This window comes from Amycolatopsis sp. WAC 04197, from assembly GCF_003947475.1.
GTDB classification, from domain to species: Bacteria; Actinomycetota; Actinomycetes; order Mycobacteriales; family Pseudonocardiaceae; genus Amycolatopsis; species Amycolatopsis japonica.
Genome location: NZ_QHJK01000019.1, coordinates 56606 through 75195 on the forward strand (window position 1 = coordinate 56606; position 18590 = coordinate 75195).

20 protein-coding genes are annotated in these 18590 nt (G+C 70.0%); 12 read left to right on the plus strand and 8 right to left on the minus strand.

Annotated features, from left to right (window positions below):
* The first annotated feature begins 42 nt into the window (after positions 1-42).
* From DMC64_RS42320 to rnhA, 4 genes are read left to right on the plus strand one after another with little or no spacing between them, the layout of a single operon-like run.
* A complete protein-coding gene (locus tag DMC64_RS42320) occupies positions 43-702 on the plus strand; it encodes a HEAT repeat domain-containing protein (protein WP_125738197.1) in 660 nt (219 codons plus the stop codon).
* Positions 702-1694, plus strand: a complete 993-nt coding sequence (locus DMC64_RS42325) for a HEAT repeat domain-containing protein (RefSeq protein WP_125738198.1) — start codon at positions 702-704, stop codon at positions 1692-1694. Before DMC64_RS42320 ends, DMC64_RS42325 begins: the two co-directional genes overlap by 1 nt.
* A gap of 42 nt (positions 1695-1736) precedes the next feature.
* Entirely contained in the window at positions 1737-2927 is a 1191-nt protein-coding gene (dinB, locus tag DMC64_RS42330; RefSeq protein WP_125738199.1) for a DNA polymerase IV, read from the plus strand.
* 22 nt (positions 2928-2949) lie between these two features.
* Positions 2950-3432, plus strand: coding sequence for a ribonuclease HI (gene rnhA, locus DMC64_RS42335; protein WP_037344223.1), 483 nt, complete (start codon positions 2950-2952; stop codon positions 3430-3432).
* A gap of 9 nt (positions 3433-3441) precedes the next feature.
* Here the strand turns inward: rnhA and DMC64_RS42340 are convergent, their stop codons facing one another.
* The 4 genes from DMC64_RS42340 to DMC64_RS42355 form a co-directional block, all read right to left on the minus strand.
* Positions 3442-4110, minus strand: coding sequence for a hypothetical protein (locus DMC64_RS42340; RefSeq protein ID WP_125738200.1), 669 nt, complete (start codon positions 4108-4110; stop codon positions 3442-3444).
* A 196-nt stretch (positions 4111-4306) separates the two neighbouring features.
* Positions 4307-4804, minus strand: a complete 498-nt coding sequence (locus DMC64_RS42345; protein WP_125738201.1) for a hypothetical protein — start codon at positions 4802-4804, stop codon at positions 4307-4309.
* Positions 4801-6213, minus strand: coding sequence for a HAMP domain-containing sensor histidine kinase (locus DMC64_RS42350; RefSeq protein ID WP_125738202.1), 1413 nt, complete (start codon positions 6211-6213; stop codon positions 4801-4803). Before DMC64_RS42350 ends, DMC64_RS42345 begins: the two co-directional genes overlap by 4 nt.
* Positions 6210-6902: a response regulator transcription factor gene (locus DMC64_RS42355; RefSeq protein WP_125738203.1), complete on the minus strand. Its 693-nt coding sequence runs from the start codon at positions 6900-6902 to the stop codon at positions 6210-6212. Before DMC64_RS42355 ends, DMC64_RS42350 begins: the two co-directional genes overlap by 4 nt.
* Positions 6903-7012: 110 nt before the next feature.
* On the opposite strand from DMC64_RS42355, the gene DMC64_RS42360 reads away from it, so the two are divergent.
* Positions 7013-7960, plus strand: a complete 948-nt coding sequence (locus tag DMC64_RS42360) for a phosphatase PAP2 family protein (protein WP_125738204.1) — start codon at positions 7013-7015, stop codon at positions 7958-7960.
* Positions 7961-7993: 33 nt separating this feature from the next.
* Here DMC64_RS42360 and DMC64_RS42365 read toward each other — a convergent pair whose 3' ends face one another.
* Positions 7994-9514, minus strand: coding sequence for a diguanylate cyclase (locus DMC64_RS42365; protein ID WP_233630003.1), 1521 nt, complete (start codon positions 9512-9514; stop codon positions 7994-7996).
* 130 nt (positions 9515-9644) lie between these two features.
* On the opposite strand from DMC64_RS42365, the gene DMC64_RS42370 reads away from it, so the two are divergent.
* Positions 9645-10865, plus strand: a complete 1221-nt coding sequence (locus DMC64_RS42370; RefSeq protein WP_125738205.1) for a cytochrome P450 — start codon at positions 9645-9647, stop codon at positions 10863-10865.
* On the opposite strand, the gene DMC64_RS42375 is transcribed toward DMC64_RS42370, so the two are convergent.
* Positions 10862-13144: a tetratricopeptide repeat protein gene (locus DMC64_RS42375; RefSeq protein ID WP_233630004.1), complete on the minus strand. Its 2283-nt coding sequence runs from the start codon at positions 13142-13144 to the stop codon at positions 10862-10864. The two genes, DMC64_RS42370 and DMC64_RS42375, sit on opposite strands and share 4 nt — an antisense overlap.
* A gap of 390 nt (positions 13145-13534) precedes the next feature.
* Here DMC64_RS42375 and DMC64_RS42385 point away from each other — a divergent pair, with 390 nt between their 5' ends.
* The gene (locus DMC64_RS42385) at positions 13535-14470 is read left to right on the plus strand and encodes a DMT family transporter (RefSeq protein ID WP_125738207.1); all 936 of its coding nucleotides are present in this window, start codon (positions 13535-13537) and stop codon (positions 14468-14470) included.
* On the opposite strand, the gene DMC64_RS42390 is transcribed toward DMC64_RS42385, so the two are convergent.
* Positions 14395-14901 (minus strand): GNAT family N-acetyltransferase, encoded by a 507-nt coding sequence (locus DMC64_RS42390; protein ID WP_369797439.1) that lies wholly within the window; start codon positions 14899-14901, stop codon positions 14395-14397. The two genes, DMC64_RS42385 and DMC64_RS42390, sit on opposite strands and share 76 nt — an antisense overlap.
* A gap of 133 nt (positions 14902-15034) precedes the next feature.
* Here DMC64_RS42390 and DMC64_RS42395 point away from each other — a divergent pair, with 133 nt between their 5' ends.
* Positions 15035-15238 (plus strand): hypothetical protein, encoded by a 204-nt coding sequence (locus tag DMC64_RS42395; RefSeq protein WP_037344241.1) that lies wholly within the window; start codon positions 15035-15037, stop codon positions 15236-15238.
* 279 nt (positions 15239-15517) lie between these two features.
* On the opposite strand, the gene DMC64_RS42400 is transcribed toward DMC64_RS42395, so the two are convergent.
* Positions 15518-15877, minus strand: coding sequence for a VOC family protein (locus DMC64_RS42400; protein ID WP_037344243.1), 360 nt, complete (start codon positions 15875-15877; stop codon positions 15518-15520).
* Between the two features lie 89 nt (positions 15878-15966).
* On the opposite strand from DMC64_RS42400, the gene DMC64_RS42405 reads away from it, so the two are divergent.
* The 4 genes from DMC64_RS42405 to DMC64_RS42420 are packed head-to-tail and all read left to right on the plus strand — an operon-like array spanning position 15967 to position 18563.
* Complete coding sequence (locus DMC64_RS42405) at positions 15967-17160, plus strand: zinc-dependent alcohol dehydrogenase (protein ID WP_125738208.1); 1194 nt, start codon at positions 15967-15969, stop codon at positions 17158-17160.
* 59 nt (positions 17161-17219) lie between these two features.
* Positions 17220-17636, plus strand: a complete 417-nt coding sequence (locus DMC64_RS42410) for a CBS domain-containing protein (protein ID WP_016333456.1) — start codon at positions 17220-17222, stop codon at positions 17634-17636.
* 15 nt (positions 17637-17651) lie between these two features.
* Positions 17652-18179 (plus strand): hypothetical protein, encoded by a 528-nt coding sequence (locus tag DMC64_RS42415; protein ID WP_125738209.1) that lies wholly within the window; start codon positions 17652-17654, stop codon positions 18177-18179.
* Between the two features lie 42 nt (positions 18180-18221).
* Entirely contained in the window at positions 18222-18563 is a 342-nt protein-coding gene (locus DMC64_RS42420) for a DIP1984 family protein (protein ID WP_199755277.1), read from the plus strand.
* Positions 18564-18590 lie beyond the last annotated feature (27 nt).

Below are 18590 nucleotides of genomic sequence, written 5' to 3' on the forward strand. Positions count from 1 at the left end.
TGACCTTGACATCGTGACAAGGTCTTCACTGGAGCGCAGGAGGTGATCCCCATCAACACGACACAGAGGACTTCACCGGACCTGCGCGTCCTCGACGCGCTCGGTGCCGAAAGCTCGTCGACGCGGCTCCAGGCGGCGCTGGCGGCCGGGACGCATCCGGACGCCGGATTCGTCGGCCCGCTCGTGGCGCGGTGCGCGATCGAGCCGGACTTCTACGTCCGGGACATGCTGACCTGGGCGCTGACGCGGCTGCCCGCGGAGACCACGGTGCCGGTGCTCCTGGCCGAGCTCGGCTCGGAGGTCGCCCAGGCCCGGAGCCAGGCGTTGCACACGCTGTCCAAGATCGGGGACCGCGCCGCGTGGCCCGCGATCACGCGGTCGCTGCTGCACGACGCCGACGACGAGGTCGCCCGGAGCGCGTGGCGGGCCGCGGTCGTCCTCGTCCCCGACGGGGAGCGGGCCCGGCTGGCCCGTGACCTGGCCGACCAGCTCGGCCGGGGCGACCGGACGGTGCGGCTGAGTCTCAGCAGGGCGCTCGTCGCCCTCGGACCCGTGATCGAGCCCGTCCTGCGGGCGGGCTCGGCGAGTACCGACCTGGCGGTGCGGGCGCACGCCCACGCCACGGAACGGCTCCTGCGCGACCCGGACGCCGGGTTCGACGAGTCGAAACGGATCGTCGCGCTGGGACCGGAGGGAGCCTGATGCTGATCGGTGAGGTGGCGCGCCGCTCGGGGGTGAGCAGCCGGATGCTCCGGCATTACGACTCCCTCGGGCTGGTGCGGCCGACCGGCCGCACCTTCGGCGGCTACCGCGAGTACTCCGACGAGGACATCCGCCGGATCTTCCACGTGGAGAGCCTGCGGTCCCTCGGTCTCTCGCTGCGCGAGATCGGACGCGCCTTGGAGGATCCGGCCTTCGAGCCGTCCGATCTCGTCCGCGACCTCATCCGGCGGACCGAGGAACGCCTGAACCGGGAACAGGAGCTGCTCGACCGGCTCCGCGCGGTCGACGGGTCGGCACCCACGGGCTGGGAAGGGGTCCTGCGCATCGTCGAGCTGTTGCACGGGCTCAACTCGCCCCATGCGGCCCGGCGGCAGCAGACAGCACTGGCCCCGGCTGAGGTGCCCGCCGAACTGCTGGCCGGCGCGGTCCTCGCCGAAGCCGATCCGAACGTCGCCGGGGCTCTGCGGTGGGCACTCGCGAGGGCGGGCGGTGACGGCGTGGCGAGTCTGGCGTCCGGCTTGCGTTCGGCGGACGTCGACGTCCGGCGGCGCGCGGTCCTCGCGATCGCCGGGATGCCCGGTGACGAGGCGACCGCGGCGCTGACGGACGTACTCGGCGACCCCGATCCGGCGGTCCGCGCCCGCGCCGCGCTGGCGCTGGGGTCGCGCGGGGAGAGCGCGGCCGTGCCGGAGCTCGTCCGCATGGTGGTCGAGGGCACGACCGACGTCGAGGCGGCCGAGGTCCTCGGCGCCTTGGCGCGGGACGACGGCGTCGCGGACCGGATCATGAGCGCGTTGACCGGCGAGCTCGCCACCGCGGACCCCGCGGCGCGGATCCGCCTCACCCAGGCCCTCGTCGAGATGCCGCCCGCCCGCGCGCTGGACGCGCTGCGTGACCTGGCCGAAGACGACGATCGCACCGTCGCCCTCCTCGCTTCGGCCCTGGCGGGAGCACTCGTCTCCCCTGGGTGAGGTGGCTTGGCCACTGGGCCGTTTGATGCGAACATATGTTCTATGACGACCGAGGGTCCCATCCTGCACGCCGACCTGGATTCGTTCTACGCGTCGGTCGAGCAGCGTGACGACCCGAAGCTCCGCGGGCGGCCGGTCATCGTCGGCGGCGGCGTCGTGCTGGCGGCCAGCTACGAGGCGAAGGCGTACGGCGTGCGCACGGCGATGGGCGGCGGCCAGGCGCGGCGGCTGTGCCCGGACGCGATCGTGGTCCCGCCCCGGATGCGCGCGTATTCGGCGGCCAGCAAGGCGGTCTTCGAGGTCTTCGGCAACACGACGCCGCTCGTGGAAGGCATTTCGATCGACGAGGCCTTCCTCGACGTCGGCGGGCTGCTGAAGATCGCGGGCACGCCGAGCCGGATCGCCGCGAAACTGCGGAAGGACGTCCTGGAGCAGGTCGGCCTGCCGATCACGGTCGGCGTCGCCAGGACGAAGTTCCTCGCGAAGGTGGCCAGCGGCGTCGCGAAACCCGACGGCCTGCTCGTCGTGCCGCACGACAAGGAGCTGGAGTTCCTGCATCCGCTCCCGGTCGAGCGGCTGTGGGGAGTGGGCAAGGTGACGGCGCGGAAGCTCCGCGAGCGCGGGGTGACGACGGTCGGGCAGATGGAGGGGTTCGGGGAGAAGGAACTCGTCCGGATGCTCGGTCGCGGCGTCGGTGCCCATCTGCACGCCTTGTCCCACAACGACGACCCGCGCCGCGTGCAGACGGGCCGTCGCCGCCGGTCGATCGGGGCGCAGCGCGCGCTCGGCAGCAGGCCGCGGTCGCCCGCCGAACTCGACGCGACACTGCTGACGCTCGCCGATCGCCTCGCCCGTCGTCTGCGGGCGGCGCACCGGGTGTGCCGCACCGTGGTGCTGCGGATGCGGTTCGCCGATTTCACCAAGGCGACGCGTTCGCACACCCTTTTGGAGGCGACCGAGCAGACCGGCGCGATCGTCGCGGCCGCGCGGGGCCTGCTCGCGACGGCGAGACCGTTGATCGACGAACGCGGTCTCACGCTGATCGGGCTCGCGCTCACGAATCTGTCGAAGGACGACGCGATCCAGCTGGCGCTGCCGTTCGGGGCGAAGCCGAGGGACGCGCTCGACTCGACGCTCGACACTGTCCGGGACCGGTTCGGTGCGAAGTCCATCACGCGCGCGGTGCATCTGGGGCAGGTCGAGGAGCCGTGGGTGCCGCTCCTGCCGGACTGAGCCCCGTCGCTAGGGTGTTCCGGTGGCGGAAGTCGAGATCTACACCGATGGCGCGTGCAGCGGGAATCCCGGTCCCGGCGGCTGGGGCGCGGTACTGCGGTACGGCACCGTCGAGAAGGAGATCTACGGCGGGGATGCCGGGCCGACCACGAACAACCGGATGGAGCTGACCGCGCCGATCGAGGCGCTGGAAAGCCTGAAGCGCCGGGTCACGGTGGACATCTACACCGACAGCACCTACGTCCGGAACGGCATCACCAGCTGGGTGCGCAACTGGAAGAACAATGGCTGGATGACGTCGGCGAAGACGCCGGTCAAGAACGCCGATCTGTGGCGCCGTCTCGACGAAGCCGCGTCACGGCACGAGGTCGAGTGGCATTGGGTCAAAGGCCACGCGGGGCATCCGGAGAACGAGCGAGCGGACCGGCTCGCCGTCAAAGGCGTGGAAGAGGTCGTGGGCCGACCCGTGATCCAGCCAGGCGAGCGGTCCGCTCGGCGTCGTTGAACGAAGTCGTCAGCAGCTGACGTTCACCTTCGCGCTCTTGGCGAAGGAGACGTGGACGTGGTCCATGTGGTTGGCGGTCGCGCCGCCGCGGTCCTCCATGGTGTCCCAGCCGCTGCCGTCGTTGTAGCGCTGGCGCCAGATGACGTACGTGATACCGAAGTCCTTCTGGTTGGCCAGGAGGTACTCGGCGATCGCGTTGCCGGTGGCGGTGTCCACCATGAAGTCCAGCGCGAGGCCGGAGGGGTGGTCGCTGGCGTTCGCCCGGCCGGCGACACCGCCGACGTTCTTCACGCCGAACTTCGCCTTCACGTGATTGCCGACCTGGGCCACGTGCGGCTTGGTGCCGGCGAGGCTGGTCGAGCACGCCGTCGCGGCGGGCACGATCTTCTTCACCGGGGCGGGCGCCTTGGTCGACGTCGTCGGCTTCGGGGGAGCCGAGGAGGTCGACGGGGGCGGGGTACTTGTGCTGGAGGGCGGGGTGCTGCTGGTCGACGGCGGGGGAGTCACGCTGGAGACCGGGGGAGCCTTCAACGCGAGCGCGGCGCTGGCCGCTTCGACGTCAGGGGAACCAGCGGAGGTCAGCCACATCGACGCCGGGAGCGCCGTGGCGACCGCTGCCGCGATACCCGCGGGGAGCTTCCACTGCGGAGCCTTGATCTTGCGATGTCTGCCGGCCATTTCTCTGATCACTCACCACTTCGGGGACGGGAACTCGCGTCGGGGGCCGCGAGCTCCGGGCAACATTACGAAAAGGACACGGCAATGTCACGCCCGAGTGTGTTCGCCCACAGTTACCTTGATCGTTGAACCAAAAGAGGCTCACGCCCGTACAGATACGAGAAGTGCTTTTATGTGAGCACGGTGAGTGACGAATTCAGTTCGGCTGGCAGGATTGGAAGTACACGTCCTCGTTCGGCGAGATCACGTTCACGCCCTTGGACTGTGGCGCCCGGCCGGTGGCCGCGGAGGCCGCGATCACGGTGCAGACCAGCTGATTGATGGCCTGATCGGACAATTTGCGCATCGAGTACGGCAGCGCGAGACTCGACGGGTCGCCCGGGTAGACCCGGAGCTTGCCCAGCTCCGGCGGGACGAACGTGGTGAGTCCTTGCGCGGCCTCCCGGTCCGTCGGTCCCTGCAGCAGCAGCGTGACCGCGCCCTCGGGGGAGATGAACCCTTCGGTGGGCCGGGTCACCGGGATGACCCGGCCGTCGGAGACGAAGTACAGCGTCAGACCGCCGAGGACGTTCGTCCCCGTGGTGGCGCGGATCGACGGCCCCGGCCCGGCCGGGACGACACCGGTCGGCTGGACCCCGCAGGCGGCCAGAAGCGCCCCGGCCGCGAGGATGAGCAATACGCGAGGCTTCCTCATCGCGTCCCTCCTTCGGGCAGGTGCGGCAGGCGCAGCACGAACCGGGCACCGTGCCCGGTGTCGGCCGCGGTGATGTCGCCGCCGTGCAGGCGGGCGTTCTCCAGCGCGATCGCCAGGCCCAGCCCGCTGCCCTCGGACCGGGCGCGGGCGGTGTCGGCCTTGGTGAACCGGTCGAAGACGTGCGGCAGGACCTGCGGATCGATCCCGGGCCCGCGGTCCTCGACCGCCAGGGTGACGCCGTCGCCGTCGGCGCGCAGCCGGACCTGGACCGGGGCCGCGCCGTGCCGGAACGCGTTGCCGACGAGGTTGGCCACGATCAGGTCGAGCCGCCGCCGGTCCACGCGGGCGAGAACGCCCTCCGGCAGGTCGGTGACCAGGTCTTCGCCGTCGCGCCAACCTCGGGCGTCGAGGCTGTCCCGGATCGCCGTCGCGAGATCCCATTCGTCGAGGACGAGTTCGGCGCGGCCCGCGTCGAACCGGGAGATCTCGACCAGGTCCTGCACCAGCCGCGTCAGCCTCCGGGTCTCACCCGAGACCAGGCGCGCAGCGACGGCGGTGTCCGGCGGCAGCGCCTCCGCGTCCTCGTCGAGCACGTCGGTGACCGCGTTCATCGCCGCCAGCGGGGTGCGGAGTTCGTGCGAGACGTCGGCCACGAACCGGCGGGCGTCGGCCTCCATGGCTCTCAGCTCACCCACCGTGCGCTCCAGTTCGGCGGCGGTGTTGTTGAAGGTCGTGACCAGTTCGGCCAGTTCGTCGGACCCCTTGGCGGGCAGCCGGACGTCGAGCCTGCCTTCTCCGAGTTGCGCGGCGGCGGTGTTGAGCGCCCGGACCGGTCTCAGCACCTGCCTCGCGGCGAGCAAGGCGAGCGCCGCGGCCAGCGGGAGGACCAGCGCGGCCGTCTGCCAGGCGGATTTCGCGAGTTCGTCGATGGCCTGTTGCTGCTGCACGAGCGAGGTGAGCGAGTACACCTCGACGCCGCTGTTCTTCATCGCCCCGTCGGGTTGCCTGGCCAGCACCGGCAGGCCGACCAGCAGTTCCGGAATGCTTCCGCGGTCGACGCGCTGGAACTGGATGCGGAAGTCGTTCGCGACGGTCTGGCGCAACTCGGGGGAGAACGTGGCGAGATCCGGGCCGTTGGCCGATCGCAGGTCGCTGTAGACCGCGACCGCGTTCAACCGCAGGCTGCCGGCGAAATCGTTGAGCTGCTCCTGGGTCGGCGGCGTGGACAGCGGGCGGCCGTACGCGGCGACCCGGTCCTTAAGCTGGTTCATCGCCGCGTCCTGCACCGCCTCGAGGATCGCGTTCCGGGCCGAGACGTAACTGGCCCCCGCCGCGGCCGCCGCCCCGATGATCGTCATCGCCGCGAACGCCAGGATGAGCCGCGGCCGCAGCCCGGAGAGCCACCTCATGAACGGCCGAACCGGTACCCGAAGCCGCGGACGGTCTGGACGTGTTCGGGTTTCGCGGGGACGTCTTCGATCTTCGCGCGCAGCCGCTGGACGCAGGCGTCGACCAGCCGGGAGTCGCCGAGGTAGTCGTGATCCCAGACGGCGGAGAGGATCTGCTGGCGGCTGTAGACCTGGCCGGGCGTGCGCGACAGCTCCAGCAGCAGCTTCAGTTCGGTCGGCGTCAGCGAGACCGGCTCGCCGTTCTTCGTGACCACCAGCCCGGCCCGGTCGATGACCAGGCCGCCGTGCCGTTCCCCGGTGGCGGCGCCGTCGCTCGCGGGCTTCTCGCTCACCGCGCGCCGCAGCACCGCCCGGATCCGGGCGTCGAGCACGCGGGGCTCGATCGGCTTGGTGACGTAGTCGTCGGCGCCCGCCTCCAGCCCGGCCACGATGTCGAAGTCGTCGCTGCGGGCGGTGAGCATGATGATCGGCACCTCGCCCGCCGAGCGGATGCGGCGGCAGGTCTCGAAGCCGTCGATGCCGGGGAGCATCAGGTCCAGTACGACGATGTCGGGCTGGAACACCCGCAGTTTCTCCAGCCCGAGCTCTCCGCTCTCGGCGGTGTACACGGTGTGCGCCTGCCGTCGCAGCGCGAGTTCCAGCCCCTCCCGCACGGACGCGTCGTCTTCGATCACAAGGACACTTGCCACGCCGCCATTATTCGGATGTCTCCGCGCGTGTGCGACTCGGCTCGATCTTGTAGCAGAACCATGACATTGTCCGGACCTCACGGCGAAACGGCGTGGGGACAGTGGGACCCATGGCCCTACTCATCCACGAAGCGAAGCCGACCCCCGCCCGCCGTCCGCTGCCGGGACGGCACGCCGAGACCAGGCGGACCCTGTCCAGGGCCGTGTTCCAGCTCGCCACCGGACTGGGACTGGCCGTCGCGTTCGTCGTGACCTACGTGCTGTTCGTGCACACGTCGGCCGGGCAGCTCGCGGAGAACGGCGTCGTCCGGAGCGCGCAGTCCGGTCAGTGGTCCACAATGGACTGGGCGGGACCGCTGCGCGACCAGGACATGGTGCTGGTGATCGGCGCCGCCGGGATCGGGCTCGTCGTCCTGGCGCTGCTCCGGCGCAAACCCGGTCTCCTCATCCCCGCGCTGAGCGTCCTCGTGCTCCCGCTCGTCGCCGCGCAACTGCTCAAGCTCTACGTCCTCGTCCGGCCCGAACTGCCCGACGGCGGTCGCGGACCGGGGCACAACAGCTTCCCCAGCGGTCACGTCAGTGCCGCCATGGCCATCCTGATGGCACTCGCCTTCGTTCTGCCCCAACGGTTCCGTCCGGCGATCATCGGGATCGGCGGCATCGCCGTCGCCTGGGTCGCGTCGTCGACCATCGCGCTGGGCTGGCACCGGCTCAGCGACACGGCGGGCGCCTGCCTGCTCGGGGCGTCGTTCGCCTGCCTGCTCGCCGCCTGGCTGACCACCCGGCGCCGCGACCTGCGCCGCACGCCCGCCTTCCTGGTGGCGCTGGCCGCCGTGCTGCCGACCGGCATCGTCCTGATCGGCTTCGCGGTGCTGAGCACGGCGACCGACGGCGCCGCCCAGTTCGTCGCCGCGCTGGTGCTGGCCGCCCTGTCCGCGGTGGGTGTCGTGCTGGTCGCGCTGTGGCCGCTGAGCGGGTCCGCGTTCGAACGGCGGACCGGCGTGGAGACGCGGGTGGTCGACGACCTGCTCGAGACCCGCCTCGTGACCCGCCGCTGACGCTCGGCGAACGCATTCAGAGGACTAAACGCGTCAATCGCGGCGCGAGTCGCCCGCCCGGCTCAGGGGTGACGTCGGGGTCCGGGGCGAAGGCGGAACCGCGGAGGGTGCCACGACCACGCGGTTCCGCCCGCTCCGTTTCGCTTGGTACATGGCCGCGTCCGCGGCACGGAAGAGCTCGCCGTAGTCCGTCGAGTGCTCCGGCGACAGCCCGACGCCGATCGACACGGTGCAGCCGTGGATCGGCCCCACCGCGCGGGGTTCGTTGGTGGCGTGCCCGCTGGCGAGTTCGGTCAGGCCGGTGATCGCGGTCTTCGCGACGGCCACTCGAATCCGTTCGGCGATCCGCATCGCCTCCTCGCGGGTGGTGTCCGGCAGCAGCACCGAGAACTCCTCGCCGCCCCACCTCCCGACGACGTCCGTGGAGCGGGTGTTCTGCCGCAGCACGGCACTGACACAGCCGAGCACGATGTCGCCGCCGGAATGCCCGTACTTGTCGTTCCACTGCTTGAAGTGGTCGAGATCCAGCATCAGGAACGCCGTCGGCCGCCGCCCGGTCTGGTCTTCGAGCAGCCGGAGCGCGGCGGGCGCGTGGAAGGAGTCTTCGGTCAGCAGCCCGGTCTTCCGGTCGCGCTGGCTGCGCGCGATCGTGTCCGCGAGCGCCTGCGAGAGCCGGGTCGAGCGCAGCGCGACCCCGATCATCACCAGCGGCACCAGCGCGATGTTGACCGCGCCGAGGATCGTCGTGCACGCGGCGAGCTGCAGCGCGTAGACGAAGTCCGCGTTGTCGGCCCAGCTGCCGATCAGCTTCTGCCGCCGCCAGCCGCCCCACGCCAGACCGCGCGCGATGCTGATCAGCAGCGTCTGCGACGCGAAATACCAGAGTGCGGCGCCCAGCAGCGCGACGGCGGCGACCGCGATGTCGCCGGGCCGCTGGGGGAGCGTGCCCGATTCGAGCCAGCCGTGCAGTGACGTCAGCCGGGTGATCGTGTGCACGCCGAGGATGGAGGCGGCGTGCGCGGCGGTGGTGAAGAGGAAGGTCGTCATCGCCTTGTGCGCGATGGAGTAGCGCTGCACGCGCACCATCAGCAGCAGCGTGAGCGACAACGTGGGCGGCAGCAGGACGGCCGCGCCGCCCAGCCAGACGGCGGTCTGGTCGATGTGCTCGCCGCGCCGGTCGTCGGCCCGGCGCTGCTCCTCCGGATGCTGCGTCTGGACGAGATACCAGATCGTGCAGCCCGCGATCACGCCGAAGCGGACGACGTCCGTCGTCGTGAGGGAAGCACCGACTTGCGATTTCAAGGCCCAGAACGCGACCGCGATCTCGGTGCCGAGCATCCAGAAGACCGCCGCGGGCGGCAGGCGCCACAGCTCCCACCCCGCCGGATGCCGCAGGGTGTTCCAGGCGCGGCCACGCAGCCGCCAGACGCGGGCGGAGGCGAGGCCGACGGTGTCGGCGAAACCCCGGAGCGCACCGCGCGGCCGCGCCGAGACCGCGTCACGGTCGTGCTTGCCGAACTCGCTGACGAGGGTCACCTCCAACCCGTTACGCACCGCACCCGCTTCGATCTTGCTGGGTCACCACAAGGGGGTGACAGGGGGACCGCGTTGACGATCGCGTGAGACAGCCCGATACCCGCGTTCGCCGGACGCGATTCGGCCGGCGGCTGGCATGGTGGCTCGTATGCCTGACGCCGCATACGATGCCGCCGCGGTCCCTGTGATGTTCGGTCCGGACTTCGACAGGGATCCCTCGCCCGCCTACGAATGGCTCCGGAGCAACGCGCCGGCGTTCCGGCTCCCGCTCCCCGGCGACACCTGGACCTGGTTGCTGACCCGGCACGCGGACGTCGTCTCCGCGATGGCCGACCCCCGGCTGTCCAAATGCCCGTCCATCGCCGCGGAGCACTGGCGCAAGGCCAACCTCGGGCTGCCCGCCGACCACCGGCCGACGCTCATCGGGCATATGAACAACGTCGAAGGCGAGGAACACGCGCGGTTGCGCAAGGCCTGTGCCGGCGCGTTCGGCCCGCGGCGGCTGCAGCATATGCGCGACCGCACGCATCAGCTCGCGAACGAACTGCTCGACCCGATCCTGGACCGTGGCGAAGGCGACCTCGTCGAGGATTTCGCGTACCCCTTGGGAATCCGGTCGATCTGCGAGCTGATCGGCATCCCGGAGAGCCTGCTCGACGAGGTCCGCCCGCCCGCGCTGGTGGTCGCCGCGGGCGACGTCACGGACATGGCGTCGATGCTCAAGGCGACCGACGATCTGGACGCGCTGCTCGCCGACGTCGTCGCCCGCAAACGCGCCGAACCGGGGGCGGACCTGATCAGCGATCTGCTCACCCAGGAGGCCGCCGGGAAGCTGACCGGCGAAGAGGTCGCCGCGACGGCGTTCCTCTCCCTGATCGCCGGGCACGAGACGACGATCAGTCTGATCGCGTCCACCGCGCTGACCCTCATCACGCATCCGGAGGAGGCGGCCCGCGCCCGCGCCGACGGTTCGCATCTGACGCTGGTCATCGAAGAGGTGTTGCGCCGCGACACCCCGCTGCAGAACACCAGCTGGCGGTTCGTCACCGAACCGATGGAACTCGCCGGGCAGCGGATGGAGGCGGGCGATCCGATCCTGTTGTCGTTGCTGGCGGCCAATCGCGATCCGGAGGTGCACCCCGAACCGCTGGCCTTCCGCCCCGGCGAGCGGCCGGTGCGGCACGTGGCCTTCGGCGTCGGACCGCATATCTGCATCGGCGCCGCGCTCGCGCGGATGCAGGCGTCCGCGGCACTGGAGACGTTGTTCGACCGCGCGCCGTCGATGACGCTGACCGTGCCGGAGGACCGGCTCGTCTGGTGGCCGAGCGCGATCACGCGCGGCCTGCACAACCTGCCGGTGAAGCTCTAGACGGCGCCTTCGAGGCGGCCCCGCAGCACGTTCGCCTTCCGATCGTCGAGGTCCATGACGAGCTGGAGCGCGTCGCGCCAGACGGCCATGGCCTCTTCGGTGTGCCCCTGGGCGGCCAGCGCGCAGCCGCGTTCGTCGAGCGCGTCGGCCTGCCCCCAGACGTCGCCGCAGTTGCGGTAGGCGGTCAGCGCCTGCTCGCAGTACCCGAGCGCCTGCTCCAGATCGCCGAACCGGCGGCAGGTCCTGGCGAGCGGCACCAGCGCGAAACCCATCCCGTGCTGGTCGGCGTCCTTCGCGTAGGCGTCGAAGGCGCGCAGACCGTGATCGAGGGCCAGGTCCCGTTCGCCGAGGTCGCGGTAGGCGCGGCCGAGATGGACCCGCGCGGTCGCTTCGCCGAGCTGGTACCCGATCCGCGCGTTCACCTCCACGCTCTGTTCGGCGAGCCGGACTGCTTCGGCGTAATCCTCGCGTTCGTGCGCGATGTTGCCAAGCCCGACCAGCGCCCAGCCGAGACTCGGGTTCTCGCCGATCTCCTCGGAGATCTCGACGGCCTGGCCGAACAGATCGCGCGCGCGGCCGAGGTCGCCGCGCCGCCGGTGCGCCTCGGCGAGGTTGATCGCCGACCAGGCCAGCCCGCCGAGGTCACCACCCGCCTTCGCGGACTCGATCGCCACCTCGTGACTGGAGATCCAGGTCTGCCACGGCCTGCCGAGCAGGTGGTAGTCGAACAGCTCTACCGGCAGCCGCCAGCCGACCTCGTACAGCCCGTGGTCCAGTGCCAGCCGGGCGACGCCGGTGATACTCGGCATCTCCGACGCGCACCAGATGTAGGCCTCGTCGAACGTGGTGAACCGAAGCGGCTCGACACCTTCGGGCGCGGGACCCAGATCGATGTGGTGGTCGCGGGCCGGGGTCAGTGTCCAGCTCGCGGCGTTGGCCGCGTACAGATACCAGTGGGTCAGCCGGGAGACCGCTGCCTGCCGCTCGTCTTCCAGGCGCTCGGCGTTGGCCTCTTCGGCCGCGTACACGCGGATCAGGTCGTGGAACCGGTAGTACTGCGCGCCGACCTGCTGGACGAGATGCGCCTGCACGAGCCGGTCGAGCAGCCGCCGCGCGTCGTGCCCGGGCAGCCCGGCGAGCGCGGCCGCCGCCTCCGCGGTGAACCGCGGGCCGGGATGGAGGCCGAGCAGCCGGAACATCCGGGCGGTGTCGGCCTCCAGTGCGCGATACGACCAGCTGAAGGCGGCCCGGACCCCGACGGTGTCGTCGTCGACCGCGAGCAGTTCCAGCCGCCGTCCCTCGGCGACGAGTTCGCGGGCGAGGTCGCCGACGCTCTGATGGGGATGGGTGGCGACCCGTTCGGCGGCGATGTTCACCGCGAGCGGCAGCGCCGCGCACAGCCGGACGAGCCTGCCGACGCCTTCGGGATCGCCCGCCGCGCGTTCGTCGCCGATGAGGTCGGCCATGAGCCGCGTCGCTTCGAGTTCTCGCAGTGGCTCCAAGGAAACCTGGACCGCGCCGTTGCCGACGACCAGCCCGGACAGCCGTCGTCTGCTGGTGATCAGCACGGTGGTGTCCGGGGTGCCGGGCAGCACCGGCCGCACCTGGGGCGAGTCGAGGGCGTTGTCCAGTACGACGAGGGTGCGCTGGCCGCGCAACAGGCCGCGCAGGAGCGCGAGCCGCATGTGTTCCTCGGCGGGCACCCGGTCGGGACGGACGCCGACGCAGCGCAGGAGGTCGTCGAGGATGTCGGCGGGTTGCGCGGGCGATCCCGCCGCGTAGCCGCGCAGATCCGACCAGAGGACGCAATCGAACTCTTCTTGGCGCCGGTTCGCCCAATTCAGCACGAGCGCGGTCTTCCCGACCCCGGGCGGACCGGCGACGAAGACCACCTTCGCCGTTTCGGTGAACACTTTTTCGTCCAGCAGAGCCAAATGGTCTTCGCGGCCGACGAAATGATCAGGCGGCGGGGGAAGATGCACGTACGGTTCCGCGCGGGCGGCCTCGGCGAGCACGATCAGCGTCCCGCCCGCGCCCAGCGCGCGATCGCAGGCTTCGGCGAATTCCGCGCTCGGCGGGGTGAGCCCGCGTTCGACCCGGCTGATCAGGCTTTTGTCGACATAGGCGAGTTTCTGAAGTTCGCGCAACGCCAGCCCGCGGGCCTGACGGCGTTGCCGCAACGCGCGCCCGAACGTCGACGCGGCCGTCGAAACCGGCCTCGGTTCCGCGCGTGCTTTCCCGGTCTCCCCGGATCTGGCCGAACCGGAATTCTCGGTCACCAGAAGCACCTTTCTCCCCGCTTCGCGGCAGATCGTGCCACAACCTTCCCATTGCCTGGGTCACAACACGGCCACCGGGTGTGCGCGGGTGCGAAGTCTGCCCCCAAACTGTGCGAGAACGCGCCCGTTCCCCACCGGTGCGCCGGGTGAAAGGGAGGTGGATCATGCGCGACCGCGAAATGTGAGCAGGCCCTGTTCCGCCTTGCGAACACCGGGCGAGTGCTGATCTCCTCGGAAACCGGTCGTGGCCGTCGCCTCCGGCGGCCACGACCGGGACCCTTTCAGAACATGTAGGACCACTTAACGTCGGTGTAGATCTTTTCACTTGTCCTGACGAGTCGCCCGAGGCAGCTTGGGAGAGGTATCGAGCGGCCCGGCGAAAGGAACGAAGTGAGCATCGGCGCACCGGGAACCCTGGTCCGGATGGGCGTTCTCGCCCTGTTGTGGGGATCGGGGTTCCTGTGGATCAAGCTCGCGCTGACCGGGCTGCCGCCCGTTCAGGTGACCGTCATCCGCTGCGCCCTCGGCGCGGCCGTCCTCCTCGTGCTGAGCCGCTGGGCCGGGCAACGACTCCCGCGCGGCCGCCGGATCTGGGGCAGGCTCCTCGTCGCCGCCTTCTTCTGCAACGCCTTGCCGTTCGCGTTGTTCAGCATCGGGGAACTGACCGTCGATTCCGGCGTCGCGGGGGTGATGAACGCGACGACCCCGCTGTGGTCGTTGCTGATCGGCATCGGGATCGGCACCGAACGACGGCTGACGGTGGTCCGCGTCGGCGGGCTGATCCTCGGTTTCGCCGGCATCCTGCTGATCTTCGCGCCCTGGCAGAAGAGCGGTCTGCTGGGCTGGGGGACGCTGGCCCTGCTCGGCGCCGGCCTCAGCTACGCGGTCGCTTTCGCTTACATGGGAAGGAAACTCGTCGGCGAAGGCGGTCCGATCGCGATCTCCGCCGCACAGCTGCTGACCGCGACCGGGCTCAGCGCGCTCGCGCTGCCCTTCGACGCCGCACCGGCCGGGCCGCTGAACGTGACCGCGGTGCTCGCCGTCGTCGTACTCGGGATCTTCGGCACCGGCGTCACCTTCTACCTCAACTACCGGCTCATCGCCGACGAAGGCGCGACTTCCGCGGCGACCGTCGGCTATCTGTTGCCGGTCGTCTCGGTCGCGCTGGGCGCGATCGTGCTCGGCGAGGACCTCGGCCCGCGGGTGCTCGCCGGGATGGCCGTGGTGCTGCTCGGAGTCGCGCTGACGCGCTACGTGAGGTCTTCGGCGAGCAAGTCCATCAGCAATCCGTCGTGCCAGCCCTCGCCGTCGGTGTCGCGCTCGTAGCCACGCATCACGCCGACCTCGCGGAAGCCGACGGCCTTGTAACAGCGGATCGCGGCGTCGTTGTCCACGGCGGGATCGATCACCAGCCGATGGTGCCCGCGATCGTGCAGGAGATACCGCGCCATCGTGCGGACGGTGTCCGTGCCGAGTCCCCGGCCGTGCGCCGCCGGGTCGAGGAAGAGATCGACCGACGCGTGCCGGTACATCGGGTCTTCCTCTTCGCCGTACTGGACGAAGCCTCGGACGACGCTCCCTTCCAGGACGGTGAAACAGGCCGTCGTGGGGTCGTCGAACGGCCAGGTGGGGGAGTCGTCGACCGAACCCCAGCGCGCCCCGACCTCGGCCGTGCCGCGGATACGCCGCAGGTCCGGGACGTGGGCCTCGGTGACCGGGGTCAGGGTCACGATCTCCCCGCGCAACTCGGTGGTCAGTTCCCGCTCCGTCCGCTCGTCCGAATGGCGCCAGTCTAGGGAGAAACCGGCCGGGGCGCCGCCGGACCGCAAGAAAACGGGGGCTTTCCCCGCCGGAATCCGGTATCAACGAAAGGGACGACGGAGGTGGGTCATGGGGAACCCGTTCGAGGAATTGCGTCCGGTGGAGGAATTGGTCGACGGTGGGGCGACGGCCGTGCGGGCGGCGGTGTTGCGCAAGGCGACCGAAGCGGTGGTCGCGAACGCCCGCGACGCGACGGACTGCCGGATGCTGCTGGAGATGCTGGGGCTGCACTCGGAAAGGCCGGTCCGGACGACCGAGCCTGAAGCCGCCTGAGGCACCGCAAGTACATGAAGGCCCCCTTCCTTGCGTCTAGCGCAAGGAAGGGGGCCTTCATGTACTTGAGGAAGGTGTGAAGGACTCCTTCCCACGGCTGAGCCGAGGGAAGGAGTCCTTCACGCGCGGCCGCTGTGACTGCTGGTGTTCATGGGGCTCATGTGGCGTCTCGCAAGTCCGTGAATGCCTCCTTGAGGGACCCAGAGTCCCTCAAGGAGGCCTTCACGGACCGGACCAAGGAACCGAACCGCAGCCGGAATTCCTAAGGGGCTAAGAGGTTCAGCGCCGCGGCAGCACGCAGAATTCGTTGTCTTCCGGGTCGGCCATGACGACCCAGTCGTCCGACTCGGGGTCTTCGATGATCCTGGCGCCGAGTGACACGAGCCGGGCGACCTCTTCGCGCTGCTCGAGTTCGGTGGGCGCGAGGTCGAGGTGCAGCCGGTTCTTCCCCGACTTCCCCTCGGGGACCGGCTGGAAGAGCAGGCTCGGCACGTCGGGGCTCTTCAATTCGACATAGGTCACGCCATGACCGTCGGTCCACCGCTCGGTCTCGGGGTAGCCGAGTGCTTCCTTCCAGAACGCGGCCAGTGCTTCGGCCTCACGGCAGTCGACGGCGACGGCGAGCATCCGGGTTCGCATGGATCAACGGTGGCACGGAACGGCGAGGTTTGCCGGATGCGCGGGCGGGCACCCGGCGGGGAGCACAGCCACTCGCCGAAGGGAGCACCATGAAGGCCGTCACCTGGCACGGCAAACGCGATGTCCGGGTCGACACCGTCCCGGGTCCGAAATTGCTCGAACCGACCGACGCCGTCGTGCGGATCACCTCGACCGGTATCTGCGGGTCCGACCTGCACCTTTACGAGGTCCTCGGCGCTTTCATCGACGAGGGCGACATCCTCGGGCACGAACCCATGGGCGTCGTCGAAGAGGTCGGTTCCGGGGTGACGAACCTGAAACCCGGTGATCGTGTCGTCGTCCCGTTCAACATCTCCTGCGGCCACTGCTTCATGTGCGATCGCGGCCTGCAGTCGCAATGCGAGACCACGCAGGTCACCGATCGGGGCAAGGGTGCGGCGCTGCTCGGCTACACCAAGCTCTACGGGCAGGTTCCGGGCGGCCAGGCCGAATACCTGCGCGTCCCGCAGGCCCAGTACGGCCCGATCAAGGTGCCGGACGGCCCGCCGGACGAGCGTTTCGTGTACCTCTCCGACGTCGTGCCCACGGCTTGGCAAGCCGTCGACTACGCGAACATCCCCGAAGGTGGCACGGTCGTGGTCTTCGGGCTGGGCCCGATCGGGCAGTTCTGCTGCCGGATCGCGAAACACCGGGGCGCGGGGAAGGTGATCGGCATCGACCTGGTGCCGGAACGGCTCGCGAAGGCCGCCGCGGCCGGCGTCGTCACCTACGACACGCGTGAACACAAGGACCTCGGCGACCTCATCCGCGAGACGACCGGCGGCAGGGGAGCGGACTCGGTGATCGACGCGGTCGGGATGGAGGCGCACGGTGCCCCGATCGGGCGAATGGCGCAGAACCTGGTCGCCCTGCTGCCCGACCCGATCGGCGCGAAGATCACCGAGAAGGCCGCGATCGACCGGCTCAGCGTGCTGTACGCGGCCATCGACTGCGTCCGCCGCGGCGGGACGATCTCGCTGAGCGGCGTCTACGGCGGCATGGTCGACCCGCTGCCGATGATGGACCTGTTCGACAAGCAGATCACCCTGCGGATGGGGCAGGCCAACGTCCGGCGCTGGATCGACGACATCATGCCGCTGATCACCGATTCCGCCGATCCGCTCGGTGTCGAGGGCTTCGCGACGCACAAGATGCCGCTGAAGGACGCGCCCCACGCCTACGAGATCTTCCAGAAGAAGCAGGACGGCGCCGTCAAGATCCTTTTGGAGCCGTCGGCGGCTTGAGGTGTCGGCCCGGGGATGCCGGGTATCCGGTGGATGATCCTGAAGGAAGGAGCGATGGGATGACCACGGCACGAGACATCATGACCGCGAACGCGACCTGCGTGTCCGCCTCCGAAACCGTCCTCGACGCGGCCAAGAAGATGGCCGCCGAATCGGTGGGCGCGGTACCGATCTGCGGCGAGGACGGCAAGCTCAAGGGCATGCTGACCGACCGCGACATCGTGGTGAAGGTCCTGGCCGAAGGCAAGGACCCGAGGGCGCTGCACGCTTCGGAACTGGCGCAGGGCGAGGCGGTGACGATCGGCGCCGACGACGACGCCGAGGAGATCATGCGCACCATGGCGAACCACAAGGTCCGGCGCCTGCCGGTGATCGACGGGCACAAGCTCGTCGGCATCGTGGCGCAGGCGGACGTCGCCAAGGCCCTGCCCAACCCGGACAGCGGTGAACTGGTGGAAGCCCTCTCCTACGACTGACGGCATACTCACTCGGTGGCGTTCTTCGACATCGAGGGTTACGAACCCGTGTGGCTCTCCGGACTCCAGTCGATCCGGAGGGCACACGGGGATCGTTTGCGCGCGCTGGTGGGCAAGCGACTGCGGCAGGTCCACCTCACCTGGTTCGTCGAGTATGCCGAGTGGCTCTCCGACGCGCCCGTCGTGGTCGACTTCGGCGACGAACGGCTGGAGATCACGCACTGGAAGTTCGACGAACTTTCCCTGACCTGGAACACGATCGACCCGGTCGGGAAGTCCTCATGGGACTGGGGCGATCCGGCCGAGCCCAGCCCCCTCCGGTGGCGGAAGGACGTCTTCCCGGAACTGTCCGCTTTGGAGGGTCAGGTGCTCCAAGACGTCGAGCTGCTCGACTGCGCGACGCGGGACATGGCGAACGGCATGGTCGCGGTCGGCTTCGTCTTCCCGCGCGGCCGGTTCACCGTGTTCAACGCGCTCGACGAGAACGGCCTCGAATACACCGAGCCCGACTCGTCCTATCGGCGACATTCGTTGGCGGGCTGAAAACGGGGTGCGACGGTCGTCGATCTTGGCGATACTTCCGCCCTGCTCGTCGAAGCCGAAACCGCGCTGGACGAACTGGAATCGCTGATCCAGCGGATCAACCGGACCAACGCCGCGACCCCGCTCGGGGAAGGCACGATCACCGACGCGATCGCGCGCCGCGACGTCCTCCGGCTCAGGCACGGTGTCCTCACCGCGGCCGCCGACGCCGCGGCCGGGCGCAACCAGGGCGGCTACGGCCGTCAGCTCCGTTCGGAACTCCGGTATCTCTCCGCGTTGCCGGTCGCGGAACTGCGGTCCCGCGCGGACCGGGTCGCGGGGGAGATCCGGCTGGTCGACGTCGAGATCCAGCGCACCAACTGGGAGACCGACCTCCTGGACTGAACGTGGAAAGCAGGTAGCCCACCGGGA